The organism is Cupriavidus gilardii (assembly GCF_013314895.1).
In the GTDB taxonomy this organism is placed as follows: domain Bacteria; phylum Pseudomonadota; class Gammaproteobacteria; order Burkholderiales; family Burkholderiaceae; genus Cupriavidus; species Cupriavidus gilardii_C.
Map to the genome: position 1 here is coordinate 17767 of NZ_JABTYE010000007.1, position 11981 is coordinate 29747.

Sequence of the window (11981 nt, forward strand, 5' to 3'; positions counted from 1 at the left end):
CCGCGGCAATGCATCCGTTCGACTACGACCGCGCGGACACCATCGACATGGCAGTGCAGTTGGGCAGCGAGCCCGGCGCCCGCTTCGTCGCCGGGGGCACCAATCTGCTCGATCTGATCAAGGCCGGCGTCGAACGGCCGCAGCGGCTGGTCGATGTCGGCCGGCTGCCGCTTGCCAGCATCGACGCCCTGCCGGATGGCAGTATCCGCATCGGCGCGATGGCCGGCAATGCCGATGCCGCCGATCATCCGCTGATACGAACGCACTATCCGCTGCTGCAGGCCGCGCTGCTGGCCGGCGCATCGCCGCAGCTGCGCAATATGGCGACGATCGGCGGCAACCTGATGCAGCGCACACGCTGCCACTACTTCTACGACATCGGCTTCGGTGCCTGCAACAAGCGCGATCCCGGCTCGGGCTGCGCCGCGCGCGACGGCGTGCAGCGCCAGCATGCGATTCTCGGGGCAAGCGAGCATTGCATCGCGACGCATCCGTCCGATATGTGCGTGGCGTTGCTGGCGCTGGACGCCACGGTGATCGCGCAGGGCGCCGGAGGGGAACGCCGCATCCCTCTGGAGGACTTTCATCGCCTGCCCGGCGATACGCCCGAGCGCGACACCAATCTCGGGCCCGGCGAGTTGATCGTCGCGGTCGAATTGCCGCCCTCGCGCTGGGGCAGCCATTGCCACTACCTGAAGGTGCGCGATCGCGCCAGCTACGCGTTCGCGCTGGTATCGGTGGCCGCCGCGCTGGAACTGGACGGCGGCATCGTGCGGGCGGCGCGCATCGTGCTGGGCGGCGTCGCGCACAAGCCCTGGCGCGTGCAGCAGGCCGAGGACTCGCTGCTCGGTCGTCCGCTCGACGAAGCGGCGCTGCGCCAGGCCGCCGCGCTGTCGATGGGCGGCGCGCGGCCGTATGCTGGCAATGCGTTCAAGGTCGAACTGGCGCAGCGCGCGGTGATCCGTGCGCTGTCGATCGCGGGAGGCATGCGATGAACGGGCACGAGACCACGCCGCAGAACGCTACCCACCTCGACCGCGTCGACGGCGTGCTGAAGGTTACCGGCCGCGCGCCTTACAGTGCCGACCACCGGCTGCCGTACGTGCTGCAGGCGATGCTGGTAACCAGCACCATCGCCGCCGGCGAGGTCGCATCGATCGACACCGCCGCCGCCGAGCGGATGGCCGGCGTCCGGCTCGTGATGACGCCGTTCAACGCGCCAAGGCTGCCCGAAGGCGGCAAGGCCGCGGCGGGCGAGATGCCGGCCGGACGCGTGCTGAGCCTGTTGCAGGACACCAGCGTGCGCTACAACAACCAGCCGATCGCGCTGGTGGTGGCCGATACGCTGGATCAGGCCCGCGAGGCCGCGCGCCATCTTCGGATCGCCTACCGCCAGCAGCCGGCAACGCTCGATTTCACCGAGGCCAGGGCGCACGCCTACGAACCGCGCAAGGTCAAGAACGAGTCGGCCGACACCGCCCGCGGCGACCTCGATGCCGCGCTGCGCGAGGCCCAGGCCACGATCGACGCGGTCTACACCACGCCGATGCAGCACCACAACGCGATGGAGCCGCACGCGACCATCGCGGCGTGGGACGGCGACACGCTGACGCTGTACGACGCCACGCAATACGTCGGCGGCGTGCGCAAGGCCGTGGCCAAGACCTTCGGCATCCCGGCCGACAAGGTGCGCGTGATCTGCCCCTTCGTTGGCGGCGGCTTCGGCGGCAAGGGCTCGGTCTGGTCGCACGTGGTGCTGGCCGCGATGGCTGCGCGCGTGGTCGGCCGCCCGGTCAAGCTCGCCGTCGAACGCCCGCAGCTGTTCGGCCTCGCCGGCGAAAGGCCGCCGACCGAACAGCGCGTGCTGGCCGCCGCGCGGGCCGACGGCACGCTGGTCGGCCTGCGCCACGACGTGGTGACGGCGACCTCGTACCTGGAGGACTGGGTCGAGCCGGCCGCGATGATGACGCGCCTGCTCTATGGCTGCCCCACCGTCCATACCAGCCACCGGCTGGTCAAGCTGCATATCGGCACGCCGACCTTCATGCGGGCGCCGGGCGACGCCAGCGGCAGCTTCGCGCTCGAGTCGGCGCTGGACGAACTGGCCCATGCGCTGAAGGTCGATCCGGTCGAACTGCGGCTGCGCAACGATACCGATGTCGACCTGAGCCAGAATCTGCCGTTCTCGAGCCGGCGGATGAGCCAGTGCTTCCGTGTCGGCGCGGAACGATTTGGCTGGTGGCAGCGCAACCCGGCGCCGCGCAGCATGCGCGCCGGCGGCAAGTTGGTCGGCCTGGGCGTGGCGACCGCGACCTACCCGGCAATGCGGCAGGCGGCCACCGCCACCGCCGTGATCGAAGCGGATGGCACCGCGTGCATCCGCTCGGCGACGCACGACCTGGGCACCGGCACCTATACCGTGATGACGCAGGTGGCAGCCCAGGCGTTGGGGATGCCGGCCGGGCAGATCCGCTTCGAACTGGGCGACACCGCGTTCCCGGATGCGCCGATTGCCGGCGGCTCGCAAACGGCCGCCAGCGTGGCGCCGGCCGTGCAGGCGGCCGCCACGGCAGCGCGGCAGGTGCTGATCGACCGCGCCGTGGCCGACCGCGCCTCGCCGTTGTTCGGTGCCCCGCCCCAGGACGTCACGATTGCCGACGGATGGCTGTCGTCGTCATCCGACCCGGCTTGCCGCGAGCCCGTCGCAGCGGTGATGGCGCGCAACGGCGGGCAGCCGATCGAGGCGACGCGCACCGCCGAGCCCGGCGACGAGGCGCAGCGCCATTCGATGCATTCGTTCGGCGCCATCTTCGCCGAGGTCCATGTCGACCCCGATCTCGGCGAGGTGCGCGTGCATCGGATGCTGGGCTGCTTCGGCGTCGGCCGGCTGCTGAATCGCAAGACCGGCCATAGCCAGCTGATGGGCGGCATGGTGTGGGGCATCGGCCTGGCGCTGCACGAGGAATCCCTGCTCGACCCGCGCAGCGGCCGCATTGCCAACGGCAACCTGGCCGAGTACCACGTGCCGGTGAACGCCGATGTGGGCCAGGTCGAGGTCATGGTCGTGGACGAGTTCGACCCGCATATCAACGCGCTCGGCGCCAAGGGCATCGGCGAGATCGGCATCGTCGGCGCCGGCGCGGCGATCGCCAATGCGGTGTTCCACGCGACCGGCAAACGAATACGCGACCTGCCGATCACGCCGGACAAGCTGCTCTGAGCGGGCGGGCCGGCGCGATGGATTGACAAGGTTACAAGGCATTCCGGCAAAGATTGCACCGCCTCCGTGCGGGCCGCGCCGCGCGCCCGCGCCCGCACCGCGCGCCGGCGGTACGGAATTTGCGGCCATTGCCAGATACGTCCCTGATCGATGGAGACCAAGATGAACGGCAACAGAGACAACGGCAATACGCGTCCGATGCAGCCGCGCGACACCGGCGAGGACCGCCGTGGACGCGGCACCGTGACCGGCGGCATGGAATGGTTCCCCGAGGATCCCCGCACCGGCGAGGTCGCGGAAACCTGGCGCAACCGCGGCTACGGCGGCTCGCGCGGCATGCGTGACGCCTACCACTATCGGCGCGGCGACAGCGGGGCGATGGGTTCCGGCGGTGGCAGCGTCGGCTTCAACGAATTCGGCGACCGCGGCACGAGCGCCACGGGCGGCGGCATGGGAAGCAGTACGGCCACACGGCGCCCCCGCACGTTGCCCAAGGGCTTCCGGCGCACCGACGAGCGCATCTGCGACGAGGTCTGCGAGCGCCTGGCCGAGGCGCGCGATCTCGACGTGTCCGAGGTCACCGTGGAAGTCGGCTCGGGCATCGTCACGCTGAGCGGCACCGTATCGGACCGGCGCGCCAAGTACCGCGTCGAGGATATTGCCGAGGAAGTCATGGGCGTGGACGAGGTGCGGAACAATATCCGCGTCCCGCGCTGAGAGGACCGGTACAGCACGGCACGCACGGCGCGGCACGGCACGGCCGTGAACGCGGCGTCCGTGCCGCTACCGGGCGAGCGCCCCCGCCTCGGCGGCACGGATGCGCCCCGCTTCCTCGCGCAGGGCCCGCATGAACGCGTGCAGCACCTCGTCGTCGCCGCCCTTGCGCCATACCGCGCCGACGGGGCCGAACGATTCGCGGTCGCCCAGCGGCAGGATATGCAGCAGCCCCAGCGAGGCCAGATGCTCGGCCATCGCTGCGGAACAGACGCCGACATAGTCGGTCTCGCGCAGCACCGCCTGCATGGTGACGATCGAACCGGTCTCGACCGCCGGACGCAGGCCGGCGGCGCCGTGCTCGAGCAGCACGGTATCGAGCCGCGTGCGCATCAGCGTCTCGCGCTGCGGCATCGCCCACGGATACGAAAACAGCTGTTCCCAGCGCAGCCGTCTGGCTTGCGCGAGCGGATGGTGCGGGCCCACCACCACCGCCATCGCGTCCTCGAACAGCACCTCGTGCGCCAGGTGCGGACCGTAGGCGCGCGCATCGATGGAGCCGACCACCAGATCGAATTCGCGTGTCTCCAGGCGATCGAGCAGCGTGTTGAACGCCCCTTCGGTGACCTGGATCGACACATTGGGCTGCGCGCGCTGGAACGCGACGATGGCCCACGGAATCAGATGCGCGACGCCGGCCAGCACGCTGCCGACATGCAGCCGCGCCACCGCGCCCTTGGCGATCGCGCCCAGCTCGTCGTGCGCGCGCGATACCTCGCCGAGCACACGTACGGCGAGCCGGCGCACCGCCTCGCCCGCCGGCGTCAGCTGCAGGCGGCGCCCGCGGATCGCGAGCCTCACGCCGGCCAGGTCCTCCATTTCGCTGAGCCAGTGCGATACCGCGGACTGCGTCATGTGCAGCCGCGTCGCGGCGGCCGACAGCGTGCCCGCATCGTGAAGAATCAGGAAGGACTCGAGGTGCCGCACCCGCAGACGGCGCGCCCATGCGATGCTGTGGTCGGAAGGATCCATGAGCGAATACTAATAGATGGTTCGAAACAATTCACTAGGTGCGTTTGCGGTTCGGCCCAATAATTTCCCGGCATCCAGGCGCCAGACCTGGAATTCGACGGACCTGGACACTGCCACCACCTATGAGAAAAACTGCCTTCTTCCACTTCGCTGTTCCCCTTGCGCTCGCCTTCGGCGTGGCCGCACCGAGCTACGGTTGCGGTGAGCCCGGCGCGTCGTCGCGCCCGATCCGGCTGGTCGTCTCGCAGCAGGCCGGTGGCAGTACGGACACGCTGGCCCGCATGTGGGCCGAGCGCGTCGGCAAGACGCTGCAAACGCCGATCGTGGTCGAGAACCGCGCCGGTGCCGGCGGCATCATCGCCGCCAAATACGTGCTGAGCCAGCCGGCGGACGGCTGCACGCTGTTCCTGGCGGGCGTCTCGCAGATGGTGCTGAACAAGTTCGTCTACGCGCCGCTGGCCTACAAGCCCGAATCCGATTTCGCGCCGGTGTCGATGCTGGCCACCGTGCCGTTCGTGCTGGTCGCCAATCCGCAATCGGGCCTGCGCAACTATCGCGAGCTGGTCGACGCCGCCAAGGCCAAGCCTGGCAGCATCAGCTTCGCCTCGTCCGGCAACGGCAATTCGACTCACCTGGTGGTCGAGCTGATGCAGAAGCAGCAAGGCATCAAGCTGCTGCACGTGCCCTATCGCGGCGAGCCGGACGGCGTGGTGTCGACGGTCTCCGGCGCGACGCAGGTGATGGCGCCGGTGCTGAGCACCGCGTTGCCGCAGATCAAGGCCGGCAAGCTGACGCCGCTGATGCTGTTCGCATCGAAACGCGTGCCGGAGCTGCCGGATGTGCCGACCGCCGCCGAACTGGGCCTGAAGGGCTTCGAGAACATCGGCTGGAGCGGCATCGCCGCCAAGGCCGGCACGCCGGCCAACGTGATCGCGCGCCTGCATGCCGCCACGCAGACCTTCCTGGCCGAGCCGGCCGTGGTCGACAAGCTCAAGTCGATGCAGGTGCTGCCGATGCCCGGGCCGTCGGACCAGCTGATGGAACTGACCGTGCGCGATACCGCCAAGTGGCAGGGCGCGATCGGCGATCTGGACCTGAGCGCCAAGTAAGTCCGCAACTCGTCCTCACCACGATCCCGCGCTGGATTGCGCCATCGGCATGGCCGCGGACGCATCCCGGCGCCAACCTATCGAGACAAGCAATGACCCGTAGTGGAATGGTGTCCTGCCCGCAGCCGGAAGCGGCCGAGTCCGGCATCGAGATCCTGCGCGCGGGCGGCAATGCGGCCGATGCCGCGGTCGCCTGTGCCCTGGCGCAAACCGTGGTCGACCCGCTGATGTGCGGCATCGCGGGCTTCGGCACCGCGGCGGTCTATATGCCCGGCAGCGGCGCCCATGAATACATCGACTTCCATGCCACCGCGCCGGCGGCCGCGCGGCCTGACATGTGGGCCGACCTGCTCGAAGGCGAAGCGCGCGACGGCTTCGGCTTCTTCATCAAGGACCGCCTCAACGATATCGGGTATCAATCGATCGCCACGCCGGGCACGCTGCGCGGCCTCGAAGCGCTGCATCGCAGCCACGGCAGACTGCCATGGAAAGAGGTGGTGCAGCCGGCGATCCAGTGGGCGCGCGACGGCTACTTCGTCCGACCCGGCATGTATTCCTTCTGGATCGACGAGGCGACGCTGGGCCGCGCCAGCAACCGCGAGCGCCTGGCCTTCAGCGAGAGCGGCCGGCAACTGTATTGCCGCCCCGACGGTTCGCCCCATACGATCGGCACCCCGCTGAAGAACCGCGACTACGCCGACACGCTGGAACGGATCGCCTCCGGCGGCGTCGATGCGTTCTATCTGGGCGAAATCGCCGAGCAGATCGTTGCCGATATGCGCGAACACGGCGCGCTGCTGTCGCGTGAGGACCTGGCGGGCTACCAGGTCGTGCGCACCGCGCCGCTGGTCGGCGGCTACCGCGACCGCCGCGTCACCACCAATCGTCCGCCGGGCGGCGGCGCGATGCTGCTGCAGATGCTGGCGATCCTCGAGCAGTTCGATCTGCGCGCGCTGCGGCACAATAGCCCCGATTACATTCGCGTGGTCTGCGAAGCGATGAAGCAGGCCACCTGCGACAAGGACCGCTTTATCGGCGATCCGGCCTTCGTCGACGTGCCGCTGGACCGGCTGCTGTCTCCGGACTACGCGCGCGAGGTCGCACAGCGCATTCGCGAGGGGCAACGCGTCGAAGTGTCGCGCGTCAATCCGGGCCACGCGGTGCCGCGCGACACCACGCATCTGTCGGTGGTCGATGCCGAAGGCAATTGCGTTTCGCTGACGCACTCGCTGGCGATGCCGTCGGGCGTGATCACGCCGGGCCTGGGCTTCATGTACAACGGCTGCATGGGCGTGTTCGACCCGCGGCCCGGCCGCGCCGGCAGCATTGCGCCGGGCAAGCGCCGCTTCACCTCGTCGTGCCCGACCATCGTCTTCAAGGACGACAAGCCGGAGATCGTGCTCGGCGCGCCGGGCGGCACGCAGATCGCAATGGGCGTGCTGCAGAGCATCGTCAATGTGGTCGACTTCGACATGCCGATGCAGAGCGCCGTATCCGCGCCGCGTTTCTCGTCGACCAGCAACGCGATCGACGTCTGCAACCGCATTCCGCGCTATATCACCCGCGAGCTGGAGCAGGACGGCTATCAGGTGATCCGCAACCCGTACAACTACACGATCGGCTGGGTGCACGCCGTGCGCGTCGTGGACGGGCGGCTGGAAGGCGGCGCCGATCCGGGACGCGATGGCGTGGCACTGGAGATCGAGGTGCCGTCGGCATAGCGTGCTTGCTGTCGGGCACCGGGCGGGAAGCCGGGCACGCCATCCTTACGGATTGGCGTGCTCCTGTTCTGTCCGGTGTTGTGGCCGAACGCTGGTCTGCTTGTCGGGATACCGGACGACCAGCGCATAGCTTGCCCAACAGAGCAGGGTCATCGACAGCGCCACGGCGCCGAGCTGGCCGCTCGGCAGGAACGGCGCCGTGGCCTGTGTCGCCAACGCGCCCGCCGCCAGCAACGCCAGCACCATCAGCGCCGACGCGCGTCCGAGTTGGGTGTTCGGAACCGACAGCGCCTCGCTGAACGCAGTCGGACCGCGGATGCCGAGCACCGCGCAGAAAGCGGCCCAGAACGCCAGCAGCCACGGATACGAAAGACGGTCGGCCCACCATGCCGCCAGCAGCGCGGTGCACAGCAGCCCGTGCAGCAGCGCGCCAAGCTGGATGGCCTGGCGCGGGCCCAGCCGGGTGCTGATCCGGCCAGCCTGGCTGGCGGCCACGATAAAGCCCGCCACGCCACAGACCTGCGCCAGCGCAAAGCCGCTCTGGCCGGTGTTGGCGAAGGCCGGAAGCACCTGCGGCGCGCTCGCGACGAAGGCGATCAACGCGCCGAAGGACAACGCATGGGCCAGCGCCAGACCGACGAAATGCCAGTTGCGCAGCAGCGCGCGGTAGCCGATCCTTCCGCCGTCCTGCGCCGCCGGCAGGGCAACGGGCGTGGCTCGCAGTGCGAACGGGGCGGACGCCAGCGCGATGACGCCGATGATGGCGAAGGTCGTGCGCCAATCCGCGATCAGCAGCAGCGCGGTACCGAGCACCGGGCCGGCCGCAGGCACGATTGCTTCGATCATCGCGATCGCGGCGATGCCGCGCACGCCGTCCTGCTCGGGCAGCGTCGCCCGCACGACCGTCGGCACCACCACCGTCGCCGCCCCCGCCGCGATGCCCTGCACCAGGCGAAGACCCAGCAGCATCGTCAGATCGGGCGCCAGCGCGCAGCCGAAGCTGGTCAGGATCAGGGCCAGCAAGCCGGTTTGCACGCACCGCCTCGGACCGATCCGGTGCAGCATCTCGCCCCAGACCAATTGGGAAGCGGCCAGGCCAAGCAGGAAGATCGCGATGGTCAGCTGCCCTTGTGCCACCGTGATGCCGAGATCGGCCTGCATCGTCGGCACGGCGGGCAGGTATAGATCCATGGTCAGCATGCTGGCCGCGGTGATGGTAGCGAGCGGAAGAATGGTACGAATCGATCCGTTGGACAAACCGTCCTCCGTGCGGATGAGTGGGTTGCTAAGCCGATCTGCGCATCACCAGATACAGCCCTGCCGCCGCGATCGCCATCCCCGGCCACGCGGCCAGCGGGATGGTTTCGCCGAGCACGGCCCAGGCGATCAGCGCGGTCAGCGGCGGCACCAGAAAGAACAGCGCCGATATGCGAGAGGCCTCGCCGTGGCGGACCATCGCGAGCAGCAGCGTCATCGCGACGATCGAATTGGCGAGCACCAGATAGGTCAGCGAGCCGAACAACGCCGGCGTCCATTGCACGTGCATCGGCTCCAGCCACCACGCCAGCGGTGCGGTCACAGCGAGGGCGACGGAGTACTGCACGAGATTGGCGGTCAGCGGATGGGTGTCCCGGCCGAAGCGCTTTTCCCATAGCGTGCCGGCTGTCATCACCAGCAAGGCCAGCAAGGCGAACACCAGCGCGAGCCGCGACGACAGATCGATCGACGAGGTGGCGACAATCACCATCGCGGCGCCGCCGGCTCCAAGCAGCAGGCCGATCCAGCGCACCCTACCGACGTGTTCGCCGGCAATGGCGGGCGCGAGCAGGCCGACGAGGATCGGCTGCTGCGAGGTAATCAAGGCCACCGTACCCGAGGACAGCCCGTATTTGAGGCTCAGATACGTGAACGAGAAATAGCCGGCCTGCATCAGCAGGCCCACCATCGCCAGATGTCCCCACGCCGCAGGCGTCGACGGCAAGGTCGGCCGCACCCACAGCCAGGGCAGGATCAGCAGTGCGACCACGCAGGCGTAGCGTAGCGCCAGGAAGGTCAAGGGATCGGCGTAGGCCAGACCCAGCTTCAGGAAGACGAAGCCGCTGGACCACAGCAGCAGGAACAGCGCGGGCGCGGCCTTGAGCCATGCAGGGGCGGCGCTTGCCGAACTGATGCGCTGGGTCATGGGAGGGCGGGGGTCAGTGGGGTCGGCCAATGTCGGTCTCTTGCCGACTACCGTTTCGGTCCAGCGGGAATACTATACGAACTCGCTCCGCGGCTCCCGCGCCCCCTTCGGCCACCACCAACAACAATGAAGCCCGACGCCAGACTCGTGACCGGCCCCATCGGCCGCACCCTGTTCCTGTTCTCGCTGCCCGTGCTGGGCAGCAACATCCTGCAATCGCTCAATGCCTCGATCAATTCGATCTGGGTCGGCCACTATCTTGGCGAGGCGGCGCTGACCGCGACCTCGAACGCCAATATCGTGCTGTTCTTCCTGCTTGGCGTGGTGTTCGGCATCAGCATGGCCAACACCATCATGATCGGGCAGGCCGTCGGCGCGCGCGATCTCGATGAGGCCCGGCGCGTGGTCGGCACCAGCACCACGTTCTTCGTGCTGCTGTCGGTCATTGCGGCGGCGCTGGGCTACGTGTTCACGCCGGACATCCTGAGCGCGATGGGCACGCCGCCGGATGCGCGGCCGCTGGCGATCCGCTATCTGCGGATCATCTTCCTCGCGCTGCCATTCATGTACTTCTACAACTTCGTGATGATGACGCTACGCGGGGCCGGGGACTCGCGCACGCCGTTCTATTTCATGCTGCTGTCGGTGGTGCTCGACATCGCGCTGAACCCGCTGCTGATCTTCGGTCTCGGGCCGATTCCGCGCATGGACATCGCCGGCTCGGCGCTGGCGACGCTGATCGCGCAGCTGGTCAGCCTGGCCGCGATGATGTGGCTGCTCTATCGCCGCAAGCATTTCCTGACGCTGCATCGCAGCCAGTTGCGCCATCTGCGGCCGGACCTTGGCATCCTGCGTTCGCTGGTGGCCAAGGGGTTGCCGATGGGGCTGCAGATGGTGGTGATCTCCTCGTCCGCGATCGTGATGATGGCGCTGGTCAACCAGTACGGCTCGCAGACCGCGGCCGCCTACGGCGTGGCCTCGCAGCTATGGACCTATGTCCAGATGCCGGCGCTGGCCGTCGGCGCCAGCGTCTCGTCGATGGTCGCGCAGAACGTCGGCGCGGGCCGCTGGGATCGTGTTTCCCGCATCACCGGCATGGGCCTGGCATTCAATCTGGCGATGACCGGCGCGCTGGTCGGGCTGGTCTATCTGTTCAACCGGCATTCGCTGGGCCTGTTCCTGCCGGACGACGGCGGCGCGATCGAGATCGCGCAACACATCAACGCGATCGTGCTGTGGTCGTTCATCCTGTTCGGCTTCACCATCGTGCTGTTCGGCACGGTCCGCGCGACGGGGGCGGTCATGGCGCCGCTGGCGGTGCTGTTCGTGTCGATGTGGGTGGTGCGCCTGCCGTTCGCCTGGTGGCTGGGCCGCACGATGGGCGCGGACGCGGTGTGGTGGAGCTTCCCGCTGGGCTCGGTAGTGTCGATCACGCTGGCCGCGGCCTATTACCGCTTCGGCAACTGGCGCGCCAGCCAGATGCTGCCGGCCGCGCCGACGGCAGGCGAGGTGGTAGGCCAGGCGCCGGACACCAGCATGGGGACGCCGACGGAGGATGCGTTGAAGCCGGCGGGGGAGGCGGAAACGGTTTGAGCGGGTGCGTGTGGCAATGCGCGGCTAGCGGAAGAACTCTCCCCGCAACAGATACGTGTAGTCCGCCTCCACCGCCATCAACCACACCAGCACCAGCAGGCAAAGCGGCGGCAGCAGGATCGCGTAGACCAGCGCCAGCCGCTCCCACGCCATATGCATGAACACGGCGACGATCAGGCCGGCCTTGGCCATCATGAAGATCAGGATCAGCGTCCAGCGCAGCGCGCCCTCGAGATGGAAGTAGTCGACCGCGTACGACATGGCCGACAGCACGAACAGCAGTCCCCATATCCTCAGATAAAGGCCGATCGGATGGGCCTGGCCGGTGGCGCCGTGCCCCTGGTCGGCGGCCGGCGCGCTGCCGTGCGACGGCATCGGCGAATCGTGCAGGATGGGCTCGGACATGGCGG

The 11981-nt window shown here is 68.6% G+C and carries 10 protein-coding genes; 6 read left to right on the top strand and 4 right to left on the bottom strand.

Annotated elements, in window-relative coordinates:
- The first annotated feature begins 8 nt into the window (after positions 1-8).
- The 3 genes from HTY53_RS08840 (at position 9) to HTY53_RS08850 (ending at position 3937) form a co-directional block, all read left to right on the top strand.
- Positions 9-995, top strand: coding sequence for an FAD binding domain-containing protein (locus HTY53_RS08840; protein WP_174106129.1), 987 nt, complete (start codon positions 9-11; stop codon positions 993-995).
- Positions 992-3220 (top strand): xanthine dehydrogenase family protein molybdopterin-binding subunit, encoded by a 2229-nt coding sequence (locus tag HTY53_RS08845; RefSeq protein WP_174106130.1) that lies wholly within the window; start codon positions 992-994, stop codon positions 3218-3220. The genes HTY53_RS08840 and HTY53_RS08845 overlap by 4 nt, the downstream gene beginning before the upstream one ends.
- 162 nt (positions 3221-3382) lie before the next feature.
- On the top strand, positions 3383-3937 hold the full coding sequence (locus HTY53_RS08850; protein WP_254599875.1) for a BON domain-containing protein: 555 nt from the start codon (positions 3383-3385) through the stop codon (positions 3935-3937).
- Positions 3938-4003: 66 nt separating this feature from the next.
- Here HTY53_RS08850 and HTY53_RS08855 read toward each other — a convergent pair whose 3' ends face one another.
- Positions 4004-4966 (bottom strand): LysR family transcriptional regulator, encoded by a 963-nt coding sequence (locus HTY53_RS08855; protein WP_174106132.1) that lies wholly within the window; start codon positions 4964-4966, stop codon positions 4004-4006.
- 122 nt (positions 4967-5088) lie between these two features.
- Between HTY53_RS08855 and HTY53_RS08860 the strand changes: the two genes are divergently transcribed.
- Together HTY53_RS08860 and ggt are read left to right on the top strand one after the other, a co-directional pair.
- Positions 5089-6075 carry a Bug family tripartite tricarboxylate transporter substrate binding protein gene (locus HTY53_RS08860; protein WP_023264195.1) on the top strand — a complete coding sequence of 329 codons (987 nt, stop codon included), beginning with the start codon at positions 5089-5091 and terminating at the stop codon, positions 6073-6075.
- A gap of 92 nt (positions 6076-6167) precedes the next feature.
- Positions 6168-7796: a gamma-glutamyltransferase gene (gene ggt, locus HTY53_RS08865; protein WP_174106133.1), complete on the top strand. Its 1629-nt coding sequence runs from the start codon at positions 6168-6170 to the stop codon at positions 7794-7796.
- Positions 7797-7841: 45 nt separating this feature from the next.
- On the opposite strand, the gene HTY53_RS08870 is transcribed toward ggt, so the two are convergent.
- Together HTY53_RS08870 and HTY53_RS08875 are read right to left on the bottom strand one after the other, a co-directional pair.
- Entirely contained in the window at positions 7842-9053 is a 1212-nt protein-coding gene (locus HTY53_RS08870; RefSeq protein WP_174106134.1) for an MFS transporter, read from the bottom strand.
- A 28-nt stretch (positions 9054-9081) separates the two neighbouring features.
- Positions 9082-9978: a DMT family transporter gene (locus tag HTY53_RS08875; protein ID WP_174106135.1), complete on the bottom strand. Its 897-nt coding sequence runs from the start codon at positions 9976-9978 to the stop codon at positions 9082-9084.
- Between the two features lie 126 nt (positions 9979-10104).
- On the opposite strand from HTY53_RS08875, the gene HTY53_RS08880 reads away from it, so the two are divergent.
- Positions 10105-11571, top strand: a complete 1467-nt coding sequence (locus tag HTY53_RS08880) for an MATE family efflux transporter (protein WP_174106136.1) — start codon at positions 10105-10107, stop codon at positions 11569-11571.
- A gap of 24 nt (positions 11572-11595) precedes the next feature.
- Here HTY53_RS08880 and HTY53_RS08885 read toward each other — a convergent pair whose 3' ends face one another.
- The gene (locus HTY53_RS08885) at positions 11596-11976 is read right to left on the bottom strand and encodes a cytochrome C oxidase subunit IV family protein (protein WP_438820938.1); all 381 of its coding nucleotides are present in this window, start codon (positions 11974-11976) and stop codon (positions 11596-11598) included.
- Positions 11977-11981 lie beyond the last annotated feature (5 nt).